The 19,301-nt window shown below is 52.8% G+C and carries 20 protein-coding genes, 1 tRNA gene and 1 riboswitch; of the genes, 15 read left to right on the top strand and 6 right to left on the bottom strand.

The genetic code is table 11. The features are described 5' to 3' along the window. The first annotated feature begins 36 nt into the window (after window positions 1-36). From IUJ45_RS05630 to porB, 10 genes are all read left to right on the top strand, one after another. Window positions 37-285, top strand: a complete 249-nt coding sequence (locus IUJ45_RS05630; RefSeq protein WP_228372609.1) for an LbetaH domain-containing protein — start codon at window positions 37-39, stop codon at window positions 283-285. Window positions 286-353: 68 nt separating this feature from the next. After that, a complete protein-coding gene (locus IUJ45_RS05635) occupies window positions 354-605 on the top strand; it encodes an acyltransferase (protein ID WP_231844767.1) in 252 nt (83 codons plus the stop codon). Then, a complete protein-coding gene (gene gmhB, locus IUJ45_RS05640; protein WP_002214967.1) occupies window positions 602-1,165 on the top strand; it encodes a D-glycero-beta-D-manno-heptose 1,7-bisphosphate 7-phosphatase in 564 nt (187 codons plus the stop codon). Before IUJ45_RS05635 ends, gmhB begins: the two co-directional genes overlap by 4 nt. 28 nt (window positions 1,166-1,193) lie before the next feature. Then, the gene (locus IUJ45_RS05645; protein WP_002224689.1) at window positions 1,194-1,937 is read left to right on the top strand and encodes a lysophospholipid acyltransferase family protein; all 744 of its coding nucleotides are present in this window, start codon (window positions 1,194-1,196) and stop codon (window positions 1,935-1,937) included. After that, the gene (locus IUJ45_RS05650) at window positions 1,934-2,626 is read left to right on the top strand and encodes a YgjP family zinc-dependent metalloprotease (protein ID WP_002218164.1); all 693 of its coding nucleotides are present in this window, start codon (window positions 1,934-1,936) and stop codon (window positions 2,624-2,626) included. Before IUJ45_RS05645 ends, IUJ45_RS05650 begins: the two co-directional genes overlap by 4 nt. Continuing rightward, window positions 2,584-2,922, top strand: a complete 339-nt coding sequence (locus tag IUJ45_RS05655; RefSeq protein WP_226893050.1) for a hypothetical protein — start codon at window positions 2,584-2,586, stop codon at window positions 2,920-2,922. The genes IUJ45_RS05650 and IUJ45_RS05655 overlap by 43 nt, the downstream gene beginning before the upstream one ends. Before the next feature lie 1,110 nt (window positions 2,923-4,032). Further along, window positions 4,033-4,830, top strand: coding sequence for a tRNA pseudouridine(38-40) synthase TruA (gene truA, locus IUJ45_RS05660; RefSeq protein ID WP_002247182.1), 798 nt, complete (start codon window positions 4,033-4,035; stop codon window positions 4,828-4,830). 122 nt (window positions 4,831-4,952) lie between these two features. Then, window positions 4,953-5,192 carry an AbrB/MazE/SpoVT family DNA-binding domain-containing protein gene (locus IUJ45_RS05665; RefSeq protein ID WP_002218169.1) on the top strand — a complete coding sequence of 80 codons (240 nt, stop codon included), beginning with the start codon at window positions 4,953-4,955 and terminating at the stop codon, window positions 5,190-5,192. Further along, the gene (locus IUJ45_RS05670; RefSeq protein WP_002214977.1) at window positions 5,180-5,503 is read left to right on the top strand and encodes a type II toxin-antitoxin system PemK/MazF family toxin; all 324 of its coding nucleotides are present in this window, start codon (window positions 5,180-5,182) and stop codon (window positions 5,501-5,503) included. Before IUJ45_RS05665 ends, IUJ45_RS05670 begins: the two co-directional genes overlap by 13 nt. A gap of 1,244 nt (window positions 5,504-6,747) precedes the next feature. Beyond that, complete coding sequence (porB, locus tag IUJ45_RS05675) at window positions 6,748-7,737, top strand: trimeric porin PorB (RefSeq protein ID WP_002247187.1); 990 nt, start codon at window positions 6,748-6,750, stop codon at window positions 7,735-7,737. Between the two features lie 1,884 nt (window positions 7,738-9,621). On the opposite strand, the gene thiC is transcribed toward porB, so the two are convergent. After that, a complete protein-coding gene (gene thiC, locus IUJ45_RS05680) occupies window positions 9,622-11,523 on the bottom strand; it encodes a phosphomethylpyrimidine synthase ThiC (RefSeq protein WP_002247177.1) in 1,902 nt (633 codons plus the stop codon). A 90-nt stretch (window positions 11,524-11,613) separates the two neighbouring features. Further along, a riboswitch (TPP riboswitch) is annotated at window positions 11,614-11,713 on the bottom strand. Window positions 11,714-11,862: 149 nt separating this feature from the next. Between thiC and IUJ45_RS05685 the strand changes: the two genes are divergently transcribed. From IUJ45_RS05685 to IUJ45_RS05700, 4 genes are all read left to right on the top strand, one after another. After that, window positions 11,863-11,939 (top strand) — tRNA-Met (locus IUJ45_RS05685). A gap of 181 nt (window positions 11,940-12,120) precedes the next feature. Continuing rightward, on the top strand, window positions 12,121-12,996 hold the full coding sequence (locus IUJ45_RS05690) for an NUDIX hydrolase (protein WP_002247183.1): 876 nt from the start codon (window positions 12,121-12,123) through the stop codon (window positions 12,994-12,996). 8 nt (window positions 12,997-13,004) lie between these two features. Next, window positions 13,005-13,943, top strand: coding sequence for an ABC transporter ATP-binding protein (locus tag IUJ45_RS05695; RefSeq protein ID WP_002247176.1), 939 nt, complete (start codon window positions 13,005-13,007; stop codon window positions 13,941-13,943). 17 nt (window positions 13,944-13,960) lie between these two features. Further along, window positions 13,961-14,170 carry a hypothetical protein gene (locus tag IUJ45_RS05700; protein WP_153559634.1) on the top strand — a complete coding sequence of 70 codons (210 nt, stop codon included), beginning with the start codon at window positions 13,961-13,963 and terminating at the stop codon, window positions 14,168-14,170. A gap of 216 nt (window positions 14,171-14,386) precedes the next feature. On the opposite strand, the gene ptsP is transcribed toward IUJ45_RS05700, so the two are convergent. From ptsP to IUJ45_RS05725, 5 genes are all read right to left on the bottom strand, one after another. Next, entirely contained in the window at window positions 14,387-16,162 is a 1,776-nt protein-coding gene (ptsP, locus tag IUJ45_RS05705; RefSeq protein ID WP_002237386.1) for a phosphoenolpyruvate--protein phosphotransferase, read from the bottom strand. Further along, window positions 16,162-16,431 (bottom strand): HPr family phosphocarrier protein, encoded by a 270-nt coding sequence (locus IUJ45_RS05710; RefSeq protein ID WP_002218178.1) that lies wholly within the window; start codon window positions 16,429-16,431, stop codon window positions 16,162-16,164. Before IUJ45_RS05710 ends, ptsP begins: the two co-directional genes overlap by 1 nt. A gap of 68 nt (window positions 16,432-16,499) precedes the next feature. After that, window positions 16,500-16,937, bottom strand: a complete 438-nt coding sequence (locus IUJ45_RS05715) for a PTS sugar transporter subunit IIA (RefSeq protein ID WP_002214994.1) — start codon at window positions 16,935-16,937, stop codon at window positions 16,500-16,502. A gap of 80 nt (window positions 16,938-17,017) precedes the next feature. Next, window positions 17,018-17,581 (bottom strand): hypoxanthine-guanine phosphoribosyltransferase, encoded by a 564-nt coding sequence (locus tag IUJ45_RS05720; protein WP_002218180.1) that lies wholly within the window; start codon window positions 17,579-17,581, stop codon window positions 17,018-17,020. A gap of 68 nt (window positions 17,582-17,649) precedes the next feature. After that, window positions 17,650-18,474 carry a DNA ligase gene (locus IUJ45_RS05725; protein ID WP_002249493.1) on the bottom strand — a complete coding sequence of 275 codons (825 nt, stop codon included), beginning with the start codon at window positions 18,472-18,474 and terminating at the stop codon, window positions 17,650-17,652. 91 nt (window positions 18,475-18,565) lie between these two features. On the opposite strand from IUJ45_RS05725, the gene IUJ45_RS05730 reads away from it, so the two are divergent. Then, window positions 18,566-19,198, top strand: coding sequence for an MBL fold metallo-hydrolase (locus tag IUJ45_RS05730; protein WP_002218182.1), 633 nt, complete (start codon window positions 18,566-18,568; stop codon window positions 19,196-19,198). Window positions 19,199-19,301 lie beyond the last annotated feature (103 nt).

Raw genomic sequence — 19,301 nt, forward strand, 5'->3', positions numbered from 1 at the left:
TGAAGTTACAATGAGCCCTTTTAGAGGAACTAAAAAGTGAATTATAAAATATACGATGGTGCAAAGATTATTAAAAAAGAAAATTTATCAATTGGGGATTATTCTCAAATTGATGATTTTGTATTTTTTAATTGTGGAGAGAAAAGTATTTTAGGAAGTTTTGTTCATATATCATCATTTACCAGTATTATTGGTGGTGGAGAATTTTATATGGATCATTTTTCAGGATTAAGCGCAGGGTGTAGAATTATTACCGGTAGCGATGATTTTATGGGGGGGGGTTAACCAATCCAACAGTCCCATCTAAATATACTAATGTTAAAAAATCTAGTGTTAGAATTGGAAAACATGCAATTTTAGGAACAAATGTAACAGTATTACCAGGCGTTACTATTGGTGATGGGGTTGCTGTTGGAGCAGGGGCTATAGTGAGAAAAAATCTTGAGCCGTGGACTATTTATGTCGGGGTAGATTGTAAACCACTGAAGCGCAGATCACAAGATAAAATATTGGAGTTAGAGAAACATCTTGTAGCAGAATTTAATCTAGATTTATGTCCTATAATCCCATCCCCGACACGCCCCAACCCAAAGGAAACGCGATGAAACTCATCATTCTCGACCGCGACGGCGTCATCAATCAGGACCGCGATGACTTCGTCAAATCCGTTGACGAGTGGATACCTGTCGAAGGCAGCATGGATGCGGTGGCATTTCTGACGCAGGCAGGCTACACCGTCGCCGTTGCCACCAACCAATCCGGCATCGGGCGCAAATATTTTACCGTTCAAAACCTTACCGAAATGCACGCCAAAATGCACCGCCTCGTCCGTCAGGCAGGCGGCGAAATCAACGGCATCTGGTTCTGCCCGCACACCGATGCCGACAACTGCAACTGCCGCAAGCCCAAACCGGGTATGATTGAAGACATCATCGGACGCTTCAACGCCCAAGCCTCGGAAACCTGGCTGGTCGGCGACAGCCTGCGCGATTTGCAGGCAATCGATGCCGTCGGCGGAAAACCCGCGCTGGTTCTGACCGGAAAAGGCAAAAAAACGCTCTCCCAACACGGACACGAATTACCCGAACACACACAGGTTTTCGATACCTTGCTCGATTTCTCACAATACATCATGCAGGAAAACGCCGCACCGCAAGCCGACTGAACATACCGCATTCCGACAAGGCAAAACCATGCTCATCATCCGCAACCTGATTTACTGGCTGATACTCTGTTCCACCCTGATTTTCCTCTTTCCCTTTATGCTGCTCGCCTCGCCTTTCCGAGACGGGGCGCACAAGATGGCGCGGGTCTGGGTCAAAATCCTCAACCTCTCGCTCAAACACATCGTCGGGCTCAAATACCGCATCATCGGCGCGGAAAACATCCCCGACCGCCCCGCCGTCATCTGCGCCAAACACCAAAGCGGCTGGGAAACGCTCGCCCTTCAGGACATTTTTCCGCCGCAGGTTTACGTTGCCAAACGCGAGTTGTTCAAAATCCCCTTTTTCGGCTGGGGCTTGAAACTGGTCAAAACCATAGGCATAGACCGCAACAACCGCCGCGAAGCCAACGAGCAGCTCATAAAACAGGGGTTGGCGCGCAAAAACGAAGGCTATTGGATTACCATTTTCCCCGAAGGCACACGCCTTGCGCCCGGAAAACGCGGCAAATATAAACTCGGCGGCGCGCGCATGGCGAAAATGTTTGAGATGGACATCGTCCCCGTCGCCCTCAACAGCGGCGAATTTTGGCCGAAAAACTCCTTTCTGAAATATCCGGGGGAAATCACCGTCGTCATCTGTCCGACCATCCCGCACGCAAGCGGCAGCGAAGCCGAATTGATGGGAAAATGCGAACACCTCATCGAAACGCAGCAGCCGCTCATTTCCGGCGCAGGCCCGTTTGCCGCCAAAATGCCGTCTGAAACCGCATGACCGCCTTTGTCCACACCCTTTCAGACGGCATGGAACTGACCGTCGAAATCAAGCGCCGTGCCAAGAAAAACCTGATTATCCGCCCCGCCGGCACACATACCGTCCGCATCAGCGTCCCACCCTGCTTCTCCGTCTCCGCTCTAAACCGCTGGCTGTATGAAAACGAAGCCGTCCTGCGGCAAACACTGGCGAAAACACCGCCGCCGCAAACTGCCGAAAACCGGCTGCCCGAATCCATCCTCTTCCACGGCAGACAGCTTGCCCTCACCGCCCATCAAGACACGCAAATCCTGCTGATGCCGTCTGAAATCCGTGTTCCCGAAGGCGCACCCGAAAAACAGCTTGCGCTGCTGCGGGACTTTTTGGAACGGCAGGCGCACAGTTACCTGATTCCCCGCCTCGAACGCCACGCCCGCACCACACAACTGTTCCCCGCCCCCTCCTCGCTGACCTCTGCCAAAACCTTCTGGGGCGTGTGCCGCAAAACCACAGGCATACGCTTCAACTGGCGGCTGGTCGGCGCACCGGAATACGTTGCCGACTATGTCTGCATACACGAACTCTGCCACCTCGCCCACGCCGACCACAGCCGCGCGTTCTGGGCACTGACCCGCCGCTTCGCACCCTACACGCCCGAAGCGAAACAGTGGCTCAAAATCCACGGCAGGGAACTTTTCGCCTTAGGCTGACGCGGCCCGGGCAGGCATCCGCCAATTCAGACCTCCTCCCAAACGGACATCCGGAAAGCAGCATCACAGCCGGCGACACATACCGCTGCCGCCGCTTTCAGACGGCATCCGTGCCGGAACAGGCACGCGCCCGCCCGATTCAAACCGCGATGACGCTTTGCCGCCGGTTCGGGGCAGGATGGCGGCACACGCGCCGTCTGCCGCGTTTCATTTCACACCGCTCTTCCGAAACCCGAAACCCGCCCGGTCCGACGTGCGGTATGAAACGCTTAAGCTGGCGCGAAGTCTTTTACTGATTTGCCCGCGAAAATGCCGTCTGAAAGGTTTTCGGACGGCATTTTTTTGCGTTTCCCAGGATGGCGGCGGATTCGTAAAAGGCGGTCAGGGTGGATTGTAGGATGGGTTGAGACCTGCCGAATCCGCCGCATCTGCCAAATCTACCGCCGTCATTCCTACGAAAGTGGGAATCTAGAACGCGGGGTTAAGAAAACCTGCACCGCGTCATTCCCACGAACCTACATCCCGTCATTCCCACGAAAGTGGGAATCCAGAACGTAAAATCTGAAGAAACCGTTTTACCCGATAAGTTTCCGCACCGACAGACCTAGATTCCCGCCTGCGCGGGAATGACGGGATTTGAGGTTTCTGTTCGCGTCATTCCCACGAAAGTGGGAATCCAGTTTTTTGAGTTTCAGTCATTTCCGATAAATTGCCTTAGCATTGAATGTCTAGATTCCCGCCTGCGCGGGAATGACGAATCCATCCATACGGAAACCTACATCCCGTCATTCCTACGAACCTACATTCCGTCATTCCTACGAACCTACATTCCGTCATTCCCACGAAAGTGGGAATCCAGAATCCCAGACTTTCAGATAATCTTTGAATATTGCTGTTGTTCTAAGGTCTAGATTCCCGCCTGCGCGGGAATGACGGGATTTGAGGTTTCTGTTCGCGTCATTCCCACGAACCTGCATCCCGTCATTCCCACGAAAGTGGGAATCTAGTTTTGTCGGTGCGGAAACTTATCGGATATAGTGGATTAACAAAAATCAGGACAAGGCGACGAAGCCGCAGACAGTACAGATAGTACGGAACCGATTCACTTGATGCTTCAGCACCTTAGAGAATCGTTCTCTTTGAGCTAAGGCGAGGCAACGCTGTACTGGTTTTTGTTAATCCACTATAAAATGGTTTCTTTAGATTTTACGTCCTAGATTCCCGCCTGCGCGGGAATGACGATTCGGGCACTCCTGACAGGGTGAATTCACAGGATAGCGATTCGTAGCAACTGCATCCCCCCCCAACAACTCCCCAAACAACGCCGCTCGCCCTGGGCGTTTGCCGTTTCCCTGCAAAATCTGCGATACAATGCAGTCTGAACATTTATCCGAATCCCAAATCCGATGGATACCGCACAAAAACAACGCTGGGCAATAACCCTATCCTATGACGGCAGCCGCTTTTACGGCTGGCAGAAACAGGCTGACGGCGTACCGACCGTTCAGGCGGCATTGGAAACCGCGCTCGCCCAAATAGCAGGGGAAGCGGTTTCCACCACCGTTGCCGGCAGGACCGACACCGGCGTGCATGCCACCGCCCAAGTCGTCCACTTCGACACAACTGCCGCCCGTCCCCAACAGGCATGGGTGCGCGGCGTAAATGCCCACCTGCCCGAAGGCATTGCCGTTTTGCACGCCCGACAGGTCGCCCCCGAATTTCATGCACGATTTGACGCATACGGACGGCACTACCGCTACCTGCTCGAATCCGCCCCCGTCCGTTCCCCCCTGCTCAAAAACAGGGCAGGCTGGACACACCTCAAACTCGACATCGAACCGATGCGTCGGGCTGCCGCCTATTTGATCGGCGAACAAGACTTCTCCAGCTTCCGCGCCGCCGAATGCCAAGCAAAATCCCCCGTCAAAACCATCTACCGCGCCGACCTTACCCAAAGCGCAGGACTCGTCCGCCTCGATTTGCACGGCAACGCCTTTTTGCACCACATGGTACGCAACATCATGGGCGCGCTCGTCTATGTCGGCAGCGGCAGACTCAGCGTCGAAGGCTTCGCCGCACTGATTCAAGAACGCAGTCGCCTCAAAGCCCCACCGACCTTTATGCCCGACGGGCTTTACCTGACCGGCGTCGACTATCCCGAGGCATACGGCATCATCCGCCCCCAAATCCCCGAATGGCTTTAAAACATTCTTGTCGCGGAGATTTTGAAATCGGACAAACTGTCAGGCAATCTTTTTCAATGTTGACACTACCTCATCAAGGTAATAACATTGTTATTACATAAACTGGTAAATAGGGTACGTATATGATTCTCAACATACGCAAAATGGGAAACTCGCAAGGCGTGATTCTGCCCAAATCATTATTGGGTCAAATAGGGGCAGTGGACAGCTTGGCTGTTACAGTTGAAAAGGGCAATATTATTTTAAGCTGTCCTACCGTTCGCAGGGGATGGGCAGAAGCTGCCGCAATGCTTGTCGAAACCGAGCAGGAGCATTTTTTTTCCGAAATTGAAAACGAAGCGGATAAAGAATGGATATGGTAGTACGCGGCGGAATCTATCTAGTCTCCTTAGACCCGACCGTAGGAAGCGAAATCAAAAAGACACGTCCTTGTGTCGTAGTATCTCCTCCTGAAATACACAACTATCTCAAGACTGTGCTGATCGTTCCCATGACGAGCGGAAGCCGTCCTGCCCCGTTCCGCGTCAATGTCCGCTTTCAGGATAAAGACGGTTTGCTTTTGCCCGAACAGATTAGGGCTGTGGATAAAGCCGGATTGGTCAAACATCTTGGAAATTTAGACAACAGTACGGCTGAAAAACTGTTTGCAGTATTGCAGGAGATGTTTGCCTGATTGAATAGTCTGAATTGATTGTGTTCATTATAGTGGATTAACTTTAAACCAGTACGGTGTTGCCTCGCCTTAGCTCAAAGAGAACGATTCTCTAAGGTGCTGAAGCACCAAGTGAATCGGTTCCGTACTATTTGTACTGTCTGCGGCTTCGTCGCCTTGTCCTGATTTTTGTTAATCCACTATAAAGACCGTCGGGCATCTGCAGCCGTCATTCCCGCGCAGGCGGGAATCTAGAACGTGGAATCTAAAGAAACCGTTTTACCCGATAAGTTTCCGCACCGACAGACCTAGATTCCCGCCTGCGCGGGAATGACGGGATTTTAGGTTTCTAATTTTGGTTTTCTGTTTTTGAGGGAATGACGGGATGTAGGTTCGTAAGAATGACGGGATATAGGTTTCCGTGCGGATGGATTCGTCATTCCCGCGCAGGCGGGAATCTAGAACGTGGAATCTAAGAAACCGTTTTATCCGATAAGTTTCCGTGCGGACAAGTTTGGATTCCCGCCTGCGCGGGAATGACGGGATTTTAGGTTTCTAATTTTGGTTTTCTGTTTTTGAGGGAATGACGGGATGTAGGTTCGTAGGAATGACGGGATATAGGTTTCCGTGCGGATGGATTCGTCATTCCCGCGCAGGCGGGAATCTAGACCTTAGAACAACAGCAATATTCAAAGATTATCTGAAAGTCCGAGATTCTAGATTCCCGCCTGAGCGGGAATGACGAAAAGTGGCGGGAATGACGGTTAGCGTTGCCTCGCCTTAGCTCAAAGAGAACGATTCTCTAAGGTGCTGAAGCACCAAGTGAATCGGTTCCGTACTATTTGTACTGTCTGCGGCTTCGTCGCCTTGTCCTGATTTTTGTTAATCCACTATCTCCTGCCGCAGGGGCGGGTTTTGCATCCGCCCGTTCCGAAAGAAACCGCGTGTGCGTTTTTTGCCGTCTTTATAACCCCCGGTTTGCAATGCCCTCCAATACCCTCCCGAGTAAGTGTTGTAAAAATGCAAATCTTAAAAAATTTAAATAACCATATGTTATAAAACAAAAAATACCCATAATATCTCTATCCGTCCTTCAAAATGCACATCGAATTCCACACAAAAACAGGCAGAAGTTTGTTTTTTCAGACAGGAACATCTATAGTTTCAGACATGTAATCGCCGAGCCCCTCGGCGGTAAATGCAAAGCTAAGCGGCTTGGAAAGCCCGGCCTGCTTAAATTTCTTAACCAAAAAAGGAATACAGCAATGAAAAAATCCCTGATTGCCCTGACTTTGGCAGCCCTTCCTGTTGCAGCAATGGCTGACGTTACCCTGTACGGCACCATCAAAACCGGCGTAGAAACTTCCCGCTCTGTAGAACACAATGGAGGTCAGGTGGTTAGCGTTGAAACCGGTACCGGCATCGTTGATTTGGGTTCGAAAATCGGCTTCAAAGGCCAAGAAGACCTCGGTAACGGCCTGAAAGCCATTTGGCAGGTTGAGCAAAAGGCATCTATCGCCGGCACTGACTCCGGTTGGGGCAACCGCCAATCCTTCATCGGCTTGAAAGGCGGCTTCGGTAAATTGCGCGTCGGCCGTTTGAACAGCGTCCTGAAAGACACCGGCGACATCAATCCTTGGGATAGCAAAAGCGACTATTTGGGTGTAAACAAAATTGCCGAACCCGAAGCACGCCTCATTTCCGTACGCTACGATTCTCCCGAATTTGCCGGCCTCAGCGGCAGCGTACAATACGCGCTTAACGACAATGTAGGCAGACATAACAGCGAATCTTACCACGCCGGCTTCAACTACAAAAACGGCGGCTTCTTCGTGCAATATGGCGGTGCCTATAAAAGACATCAGGATGTGGATGACGTGAAGATTGAGAAATACCAGATTCACCGTTTGGTCAGCGGTTACGACAATGATGCCCTATACGCTTCCGTAGCCGTACAGCAACAAGACGCGAAACTGGTTGAAGACAATTCGCACAACTCTCAAACCGAAGTTGCCGCTACCTTGGCATACCGCTTCGGCAACGTAACGCCCCGCGTTTCTTACGCCCACGGCTTCAAAGGCTCGGTTGATGATGCAAAACGCGACAATACTTACGACCAAGTGGTTGTCGGTGCGGAATACGACTTCTCCAAACGCACTTCTGCCTTGGTTTCTGCCGGTTGGTTGCAAGAAGGCAAAGGCGAAAACAAATTCGTAGCGACTGCCGGCGGTGTCGGTCTGCGCCACAAATTCTAATCTGCAAAGATTGGTATCAACAAAAAGCCTGTCGCCAGACAGGCTTTTTTCTGTTTGGCTTTTTTCTGTTTGGCTTTTTTCTGTTTGGCTTTTTTCTGTTTGGCTTTTTTCTGTTTGGCTTTTTTCTGTTTGGCTTTTTTCTGTTTGGCTTTTTTCTGTTTGGCTTTTTTCTGTTTGGCTTTTTTCTGTTTGGCTTTTTTCTGTTTCGCTGTTTTCTGTTTGGCTGTTTTCTGTTTTTAGTCTTTTTTATTCAATGTCAAAATATGCCGTCATTCCCGCGCAGGCGGGAATCTAGTGCGTTGAGTTTCAGCTATTTAGAATAAATTTTGAAACTTTAATCCCGTCATTCCCACGAAAGTGGGAATCCAGAACGTAAAATCTCAAGAAACCGTTTTATCCGATAAGTTTCCGCACCGACAGACCTAGATTCCCGCCTGCGCGGGAATGACGAATCCATCCATACGGAAACCTGCATCACGTCATTCCTACGAACCTACATTCCGTCATTCCCACGAAAGTGGGAATCTAGTTTTTTGAGTTTCAGTCATTCCCGATAAATTGCCTTAGCATTGAATGTCTAGATTCCCGCCTGCGCGGGAATGACGAATCCATCCGTACGGAAACCTGCACCACGTCATTCCCACGAACCTACATTCCGTCATTCCCACGAAAGTGGGAATCCAGAACGTAAAATCTCAAGAAACCGTTTTACCCGATAAGTTTCCGTGCCGACAGACCTAGATTCCCGCCTGCGCGGGAATGACGGCGGAGCGGTTTCTGTTTTTTCCGGTAAATACCCACAAGCTAAAATCCTGTTATTTTCACAAAAACAGAAAACCAAAAACAGCAACCTGAAATTCGTCATTCCCGCGCAGGCGGGAATCTAGTGCGTTGAGTTTCAGCTATTTAGAATAAATTTTGAAACTTTAATCCCGTCATTCCCACGAAAGTGGGAATTCAGAACGTAAAATCTCAAGAAACCGTTTTACCCGATAAGTTTCTGTGCCGACAGACCTAGATTCCCGCCTGCGCGGGAATGACGGGATTTGAGGTTGCGGCATTTATCGGGAGCAACAGAATCCGCTCTGCCGTCATTCCCACGAAAGTGGGAATCTAGGACGCAAAATCTCAAGAAATCGTTTTGCCCGATAAGTTTCCGCACCGACAGACCTAGATTCCCGCCTGCGCGGGAATGACGAATCCATCCATACGGAAACCTGCACCACGTCATTCCTACGAACCTACATTCCGTCATTCCTACGAACCTACATTCCGTCATTCCTACGAAAGTGGGAATCTAGAACGTAAAATCTCAAGAAACCGTTTTACCCGATAAGTTTCCGCACCGACAGACCTAGATTCCCGCCTGCGCGGGAATGACGGGATTTGAGGTTGCGGCATTTATCGGGAGCAACAGAATCCGCTCTGCCGTCATTCCCACGAAAGTGGGAATCTAGTTTTTTTGAGTTTCAGTCATTCCCGATAAATTGCCTTAGCATTGAATGTCTAGATTCCCGCCTGCGCGGGAATGACGGCGGAAAGATTCTATTTTTCCCGATAATCGCCCACAATCTCAAATTCCTTCATTCTCTCAAAAACAAAATCAGAACCCTAAATCCCATCATCCCCATCTATGTGAATATAAAAATTTTAAAAATTATAGTGGATTAACAAAAACCAGTACGGCGTTGCCTCGCCTTAGCTCAAAGAGAACGATTCTCTAAGGTGCTGAAGCACCAAGTGAATCGGTTCCGTACTATTTGTACTGTCTGCGGCTTCGTCTCCTTGTCCTGATTTTTGTTAATCCACTATATTTTCACAAGCGAAAGAATACCGTCTGAAGCCTTTTTTCCGGGTTTCAGACGGCATTTTTTGCTTGACGTTTCAACTGTAAATCTTCGCGCCTTTTTTGACGAACTCGACCGCTTTTTCCTCCATGCCCTGCCGTTGGGCTTTTTGCTTGTCGGCGTAGTCGCGCACTTCCTGCGTGATTTTCATCGAGCAGAATTTGGGGCCGCACATTGAGCAGAAGTGGGCGATTTTCGCGCCTTCGGCAGGCAGGGTTTCGTCGTGGAAGCTTTCGGCACGTTCAGGGTCGAGGCTTAAGCGAAATTGGTCGCGCCAACGGAACTCGAAACGCGCCTTGCTCAGAGCGTTGTCACGTAATTGTGCGCCCGGCCAGCCTTTGGCGAGATCGGCGGCGTGGGCGGCGAGTTTGTAGGTGATGATGCCGGTGCGCACGTCTTCTTTGTCGGGCAGCCCCAAATGTTCTTTGGGGGTAACGTAACAAAGCATCGCCGTGCCGTACCAGCCGATATTGGCCGCGCCTATGCCCGAGGTGATGTGGTCGTAGCCGGGTGCGATGTCGGTAACGAGCGGGCCGAGTGTGTAAAAAGGTGCTTCAAAGCAGTGTTGCAGCTCTTCGGTCATGTTTTCTTTGACGCGTTGCAGCGGCACATGGCCGGGGCCTTCGATCATGACTTGTACGTCATGTTTCCACGCTTTATCGGTCAATTCGCCCAAGGTGTGCAGCTCGGCGAATTGGGATTCGTCGTTGGCATCGGCAATGCAGCCGGGGCGCAGGCCGTCGCCGAGGCTGAACGACACATCATACGCTTTCATGATTTCGCAGATTTCGTCGAAATGCGTGTAAAGGAAGTTTTCCCGATGATGTGCCAAACACCATTTCGCCATAATCGAACCGCCGCGCGAGACGATGCCGGTGAGGCGGTTGGCGGTCATCGGTACATAACGCAGCAACACGCCCGCGTGTATGGTGAAATAGTCCACGCCTTGTTCCGCCTGCTCGATTAAGGTGTCGCGGAACAAATCCCAAGTCAAATCTTCGGCAATGCCGCCGGTTTTTTCCAAAGCCTGATAAATAGGCACGGTGCCGATGGGGACGGGCGCGTTGCGGATAATCCATTCGCGCGTTTCATGGATGTGCGCGCCTGTGGATAAGTCCATAATTGTGTCCGCGCCCCAACGCAGCGACCACACCATTTTTTCGACTTCTTCGGTCAGACTGGAAGTGACGGCGGAATTGCCCAAGTTGCCGTTGATTTTGACGCGGAAGTTGCGGCCGATAATCATCGGTTCGAGTTCGGGGTGGTTGATGTTGGCGGGGATAATCGCGCGTCCGGCGGCAATTTCTCGGCGCACGAATTCAGGCGTGATTTGGTCGGGATGGGTCGGGATATTCGCGCCGAAACTTTGCCCTGCGTGCTGTTTCAAGAGCTTGGCGTATTCCGGTTTTTGGGACAATTCGTCTAATTTTAAACGTTCGCGTATGGCGACAAACTCCATTTCCGGCGTGATGATGCCTTGGCGGGCGTAATGGAGCTGGGTAACGTTACGTCCTGCTTTGGCGCGGCGCGGGCGGGTAATTTGGTTGAAACGCAGATGGGCGGTTTTCGGATCGTGTGCGCGTTCGATGCCGTATTCGCTGGAGAGCTTGGGCAGGATTTCGGTATCGCCGCGTTCGTCCAGCCACGCCGTGCGGATATGGGGCAGACCTTGTTTCAGGTCGATGTGTGCCGCCGGGTCGCCGTACACGCCGCTGGTGTCATAGACGGGAATCGGCGGGTTGGCTTCCGCGCCTTGCGCCGTATAGGTGTCGTCCTGACGGATTTCACGCAAAGGCACGCGGATGTCGTCGCGGCTGCCTTGCAGATACACGCGTTCCGAGTTCGGATATTTGAAGCGGATACCGATGTCTTCGCTCAAGTCGGCAAGTTCGCGCGCTTCGTTGCCGGAAGTTTTGGCAGTTTTTTTTGGCGTAGTCATAAAAAATGCTCCTGTTTTCTCGTTTAAAATAAAGAAACAGGAGCGTTTCGCGTTTTCAGACGGCATTTGAAAACCGATGCCGTCTGAAAGGCAGAATCCGTGAAAACTCCCCACGCAGGTATTATCCCGATCGGGTGTAAAGGGTATTTCTCAGCCGCCTGAACATCAGGCAGCACCCCTGTTTCGATGTTGGGCAAAATTAAAACACGGGCTTGGATTTTTGTAAAGAAAATAATATTTCAAATCAGGCATAAACCGACGGACGGCAAAATTTTATGATTTTTCGCGGAAGTAATGTTTGACAACATAAAAAATCTGCCGTATAGTTTCATCTTCTGACGCGGGATGGAGCAGCATGGTAGCTCGTCGGGCTCATAACCCGAAGGTCGTAGGTTCGAATCCTGCTCCCGCAACCAAATATCAAACCCCTCGGTTCAATGCCGAGGGGTTTTGTTTTGCCTGTTTCCTGCCGCCTCCGTTTTTTGCCGGATTTTCCTTCCTGCCGCAATATCGGAACGGCAGCCCGCCGTCTGTTTGCAGTTGCAAATTCAGGCGGTTTGATTACAATCTTCCGCATTATGTTCAAGAAAGCCGACTATGCCGACCGTCCGTTTTACCGAATCCGTCAGCAAACACGACCTTGATGCCCTATTCGAGTGGGCAAAGGCAAGTTACGGTGCGGAAAGTTGCTGGAAAACGCTGTATCTGAACGGTCTGCCTTTGGGCAATCTGTCGCCGGAATGGGCGGAGCGCGTCAAAAAAGACTGGGAGGCAGGCTGCTCGGAGTCTTCAGACGGCATTTTCCTGAATGCGGACGGCTGGCCAGATATGGGCAGACGCTTGCAGCACCTCGCCCGAATATGGAAAGAAGCGGGACTGCTTCACGGCTGGCGCGACGAGTGTTTCGACCTGACCGACGGCGGCAGCAATCCCTTGTTCGCGCTCGAACGCGCCGCTTTCCGTCCGTTCGGACTGCTCAGCCGCGCCGTCCATCTCAACGGTTTGGTCGAATCGGACGGCCGATGGCATTTCTGGATAGGCAGGCGCAGTCCGCACAAAGCAGTCGATCCCGACAAACTCGACAATACTGCCGCCGGCGGTGTTTCCAGCGGTGAATTGCCGTCTGAAACCGTGTGTCGCGAAAGCAGCGAAGAAGCCGGTTTGGATAAAACGCTGCTTCCGCTCATCCGCCCGGTATCGCAGCTGCACAGCCTGCGCCCCGTCAGCCGGGGTGTGCACAATGAAATCCTGTATGTATTCGATGCCGTCCTGCCCGAAACCTTCCTGCCTGAAAATCAGGATGGCGAAGTGGCGGGTTTTGAGAAAATGGACATCGGCGGTCTGTTGGCTGCCATGTTGTCGGGAAACATGATGCACGACGCGCAACTGGTTACGCTGGACGCGTTTTGCCGTTACGGTCTGATTGATGCCGCCCATCCGCTGTCCGAGTGGCTGGACGGCATACGTTTATAGGATGCGCCATGCTTGAACTGAACGGACTCTGCAAACGCTTCGGCGGCAAAACGGTTGCCGACGATATCTGCCTGACTGTCGGGCGCGGCAAAATACTCGCCGTTTTGGGGCGGTCGGGCTGCGGCAAATCCACCCTGCTGAATATGATTGCGGGCATCGTCCGGCCGGACGGCGGGGAAATATGGCTGAATGGGGAAAACATTACCCGTATGCCGCCCGAAAAACGCCGTATTTCGCTGATGTTTCAAGATTACGCGCTGTTTCCCCATATGAGTGCACTGGAAAATGCGGCATTCGGTTTGAAAATGCAAAAAATGCCGAAAGCCGAAGCCGAAAGCCTCGCCATGGCGGCACTTGCCGAAGTCGGACTGGAAAACGAGGCGCACCGCAAGCCTGAAAAACTTTCCGGAGGCGAAAAGCAACGGTTGGCACTGGCGCGCGCTTTGGTTGTCCGCCCTTCCCTGCTGCTGTTGGACGAATCGTTTTCCAGTTTGGACACGCATTTGCGCGACCGGCTGCGCCGCATGACTGCCGAACGTATCCGCAAGGGCGGCATCCCTGCCGTTTTGGTAACGCATTCGCCCGAAGAGGCCTGCACGGCGGCAGACGAAATCGCCGTCATGCACGAGGGGAAAATCCTTCAATGCGGTACGCCCGAAACCTTGGTTCAAACGCCTGCCGGCGTGCAGGTCGCCCATCTGATGGGGCTGCCCAATACCGACGATGACCGCCATATTCCGCAACATGCGGTGCGTTTCGACCAAGACGGCATGGAGTGCCGCGTATTATCCCGTACCTGTTTGCCCGAATCGTTCAGCCTGTCCGTCCTCCATCCGGAACACGGCATCCTGTGGCTGAACCTCGATATGCCGCACGCCGGTGAAATATCGGGAAACGATACGGTACGCATCCATATCGAAGACAGGGAAATCGTCCGCTTCCGCTGATGCTTCTTAAAAACAAAATGCCGTCTGAAAACCTTTCAGACGGCATTTTTTTACCAAAGCAGCCATATTTTTTATCAGGGCTGCAAAATTTATCCGAAACAACAGAAACCACCCTGCCGTCATTCCCGCAAAAGCGGGAATCTAGAACCCAACACGGCAAAAATTTATCCGAAGCGACAACAATCTTTTCATCGTCATTCCCGCGCAGGCGGGAATCTAGAACGTAAAATCTCAAGAAACCGTTTTACCCGATAAGTTTCCGCACCGACAGACCTAGATTCCCGCCTGCGCGGGAATGACGGATTTTAGGTTTCTGATTTTGGTTTTCTGTTTTTGAGGGAATGGCCGATTTTGGGTTTCTGTTTCGGTTTTCTATTTTGCAAGAATGGCAAAATTTCAGATTGCGGGCATTGTTAAGTATTTCTATTTTTTACCTGCCGTATTTATTTCCGCCCCTTGAAGTCGGCTTCTTCCTCGACAGACACGCTGTTCATCTGTTTGATCAGCTTTTCCGACTTCTCTTCGTCTTCGCAGCGGATGACTTTCACAATATCGCTTTCGAGCTGTCCGACATTGCTGTGCAGAATGATGTTTTTGACGGGCAGGATGTTGTTGGGGTTCATGGAAAAACGGCGCAGCCCCATACCCAATAAAACGCGGGTAAACGCGGTATCGCCCGCCATCTCGCCGCATACGGATACGTCTTTGTCCATGCGGTTGGCGGTACGGATGACGTGTTGCAGCATTTTCAGCACGGCGGGATGGCCGGGCTGGTAGAGGTGGCTGACGCTGTCGTCGCCGCGATCGACGGACAAGATGTATTGAATCAGGTCGTTGGTACCGACGGAGATGAAATCGACCAGTTTCAAAATACTGCCGACGGTCAGCGCGGCAGACGGAATTTCAATCATACAGCCGATGCCGACTTTACCGAAGGCATCGCCGCGTTCGGCAAGCTGGCGTTGCGCGGTGTCGAGGTGGATGAGGCACTGGCGCACTTCGGATACGGAGGTAATCATCGGCCACATCATCCGCACGGGGCCGTGGGCGGCGGCGCGGAGGATGGCGCGCATCTGGGTGCGGAACATGACCGGTTCGGCAAGGCACAGGCGGATGCCGGTCATGCCCAGCGCGGGGTTGAGGCTGCCGTTGGGCGTGCTGTTTTTCCCGAACCAGCGCGGGTTTTTGTCCACACCCAAATCGACTGTCCGTATCGTTACGCTTTTGCCTTTCATTTTTTTGACAATCGCGCTGTACACTTCGTACTGCTCGTCTTCAGACGGCATCGTATCGCGGTTCAGGTAAAGAAACTCGCTGCGGAACAGCCCGATGCCGTCTGCGCCGAGGTTGTGCAGCGGTTTCACGTCTTCGGCGGATTCTATATTGCCCACAAGCTCGATGCAGACCCCGTCAGCGGTGGCGGCGGCGGTTTTTTTGAGCTTGTTCAAATCGCGTTTGTGGCTGCGGTATTCGCGGGCACGGCGGCGGTATTCGTTCAACACCGACTCATCCGGCGCGATAATCAACACGCCGTTGATACCGTCCACAATGACCGTTTCGCCCTCGGTAATCAGTTTGCGCGCGTTGTGCAGCCCGACGACGGACGGGATGTCCAAGCTCCTGCCCAAAATCGCCGTATGCCCGGTGGGGCCGCCGGCATCGGTAACGAAGGCGGCAATGCGCTGCTCTTTAAACAAAACCGTGTCGGCGGGCGAAAGGTCGTTTGCAATCAGAACGGTTTCGTCAAACAGGTTGTCGGCAACTTCCAACTCGTTGCCCTGCCCGATCAGGTTGTTGTGGATGCGGCGGACGACTTGCAGCATATCCTGCTTGCGTTCGCGCAAATAGGCATCGTCCATATTGTCGAATTGGGCGGCGAGTTTGTCGCTCTGCTGCTTCAATGCCCACTCGGCGTTGATTTTTTGTTCCCTTAAAATATCGACGGGTTCGCGCGACAAGGTAACATCGGTCAAGAGCATCAGGTGCAGCGAGATGAACGCGCCCAACTCGGTCGGGGCGTTTTCGGGAATCGCGCTGCGGAGCTGTTCCAACTCTTTGCGCGTGGCTTTGACGGCGGCATCGAAACGTTCGGCTTCGGCATCGGTGTCCGCCTCCGCAACATCATACTGCGGCACTTCCTCCGTACCGCGCGCAATCAGGTGGGCGCAACCGACGGCAATGCCTTTGCCCGCCGCCACGCCGTGCAGCACGATACTCATTATTCGCCCTCGCCGAAGTAGCCGTTGATTAAGTCGGTCAGGGCGCGCATCGCTTCCGCCTCGTCCGCGCCGTCCGTCTCCAGTTCGATGACCGTACCCTTGGCGGCGGCGAGCATCATCAGCCCCATAATGCTTTTGCCGTTGACGCGGCTGTCGTTTTTCGTAACCCAGACTTCGCTTTTGAATTGGGACGCGGTTTGGGTGAACTTGTTGGACGCGCGGGCGTGGAGTCCGAGTTTGTTGATGATTTCGATGGATTGTTTGAGCATTTCGATTCCCGTGTTATGTATATCGGCAGCAGACGCCGTTTAAAATGTTTTCCTGCCCTGCCGCTTCTTCAGACGGCATCGCCGCTGCGCCGGCACACCAAATCTTCGGGCGCGGACGTGATGGCGAAAATGCCTTTTACCGCCGCCTCCCTGACGCATTCGGTAAAGGCGGCAAGGTCTTCCGCCGCCGGCGAATATTGGACGGCCTTAACCATCATCGGCGCGTTCAGCCCGGTCAAAATCGCCGATTTGTTTTCGCGCACGAGGCGGCGGGCTGCATTGCAGGGGGTCGCGCCGAAAATATCGGTCATAATTAGCACGCCGTCGTTGTCGGGAAACTCCTGAAGCGCGGCAATGGCGTTGTTGATGATGTCGTCTTGGTCTTCCGTCGGTTGCACGCCGAGTATGCGGACGTTTTCAGGCAGTCCGCCCGGAAAAAAATGATGTGCCAGCTTGCGGTAGGCTTCGCCTATGGTTTCGTGTGTGATGATTAAAAGCCCTATCATATTATGCGTCCTGTTCCTCGTTGTCCTACCGGCGTATGGGCGCGATGCCGTCTGAAAGGCCTTCAGACGGCATCGCGTCCTTATTTTCCGTCCAATGCGTAAATCTCGCCCAGATTGCGCCAGCAGCCCGCCGCATCCATGCCGTAACCGAAAACATAACGGTTCGGCACATCCAGTCCGACATAATCGGCTCGGATAGGCTTGGGTTTGTCAATCAGCTTGTTGGCGAACACCGCCGCACGGCAGCTTGCCGCACCCATTTCCAAAAGTTTGGCTTGAATGGCGGACATCGTATGCCCTTCGTCCAAAATATCGTCCAGCACGACGACGTGCCTGCCCCGGATTTGTTCCGCATCGGGCATACGCTTCCAGTTGAACGCGCCGCCCTCCAGCTTGTCGCCGTAACGGGAAACGTGAACATAATCAAAATCTAAGGGAAAACGCAACAGCGGCAGCAACTGCCCCGTAAACACCACCGCGCCGCCCATCACGGGCAGCAGCAGCGGATATTTGCCGCCCAAATCGCGCGTAATCTCGTCCGCCACTTTTTGCAGTGCGGCACGGCATTGGCCTTGGTCGAACAAAAGATCAGCGTTTTCAAGCATCGCCTGTGTTTCAAGGCGTTTGGTTTCTAAATCGGTCATATGTCGGAATCGGTCGGTAAAAGGAAAATTATAAACCAAAGTATCGGATGCCGTCTGAACTGTCCTGCTCAGCGGTCGGTACGCACGCGCACAAATGTGGCAAATTTCGGCGTGCCTTTCCGCGTAAAGCCACGGTAACGGTAGGTAATCAGCGTGCCGATTTTGGGCGGGTTGTCGCGGTCTTTGTCCTTGAAACCGCTGCCGATGCGGAATTCGCCGTGTCGGTTTTTGCAGCCGACCGCGCCCAGCCGTCCGGCGTTTCGCCCTTTGCCCTCATAGTGCCGCGTTACCGTGCATTCGTCGTCGTATTGGCTTTTCAGCTTCAATAATTGGCTGCTCCTGCCGCCGCTATAACGGGATTCGGGCTGGCGCAGCATCACGCCTTCGCCGCCCTGCGCTTCGATTTGTTTTAAAAAGTCCATCGCGTGCTGCCGGTCGCGCACTTTGATTTGTGGGATGATGGTAATCGGCGCGTTCGGATGCGTTTTCAGCCACTGCGTTGCGACTGCCAAACGTTGGTAGAGATTGCCCTGCGCCTTGGGTACATCGAAAACGTGCAGGCGGATACCGCGCCAGTCTGAAGAAGCAGAACGCACGGTAGCGGAAATCTGCTCGAACTGACCGCGTCCGCTATACAATTCGCCGTCCAAAGGATAAGGCGGAAACTGCGCGGTAAAGCCTTTGGGCGGTGTAAATACATATCCTTGCCGGCTGACTAAATGTTTACCGTCCCAATACGCGCGCACGCCGTCGAGTTTCTCGCTCATCGCCCAGCCTGCAATCTCTTGACCTTTGTATTCCTGCGCCAGCATCAAATCCGCCGCGCCTGCTGATGCAGGGATGAAAACCGCCGTAAAAATCGGTATGATGCCGCCGATTGTCTTCTTAATCATCTGATTCCCCCAATATCAAAACGGGCGGCAAACCGCCATAAAACAAACGGCAAACCCGATGCCGTCTGAAAAACCGTTTAGGAACACGCCGATGACCCTACGTTACGAAATCTTCCCCGTTACCCCCTTCCGCCAAAACTGCACCCTGATTTGGGACGACGAAAGCGGCGAAGCCGTCCTGACCGATGTCGGCGGCGACGTGCCGTTCCTGCTGCAAGCGTTGGCAAACCGCAAACTTACGCTCACGGCAATCTGGCTGACGCACGGCCATCTCGATCACGCGGGCGGCGTGGTCGAAATGTTGAAAACGCATAAAGTCCCTGTCCTCGGGCCGCATCCGGACGATGAATTCCTGCTCCAATCGCTGCCGCAAACCACCGCGCAATACGGATTTCCCGTCTCGCCCGCCTTTGCGCCGAACCGTTGGCTCGAAGAAGGCGAAACGCTCACGGTCGGACGCTATGCCTTTCAAGTGCTGCATATTCCGGGCCATACGCCGGGACATATCGTCTTTTATTGTGCCGAGGCGGAATTGCTGATTGCGGGCGACGTGCTGTTTTACGAAACCATAGGCAGAACCGATTTTCCGCGCGGCAACCACGCCGACTTAATCAATAATATCCGCAACAAATTATTCACCCTTCCCGAAACCGTGCAAGTTGTCGCCGGACACGGGCGTATGACTTCCATCGGACACGAAAAGCGGCACAATCCGTTTTTCTAACCGCCTTCCCTACGGTCTTCAGACGGCATCATCTGCACTGATGCCGTCTGAAACACAAAAGGCTCAGGCAACCGCCGCCTTGCCGGTGTACCTCGCCGGACAA

The organism is Neisseria meningitidis, assembly GCF_022869645.1.
In the GTDB taxonomy this organism is placed as follows: Bacteria; Pseudomonadota; Gammaproteobacteria; order Burkholderiales; family Neisseriaceae; genus Neisseria; species Neisseria meningitidis.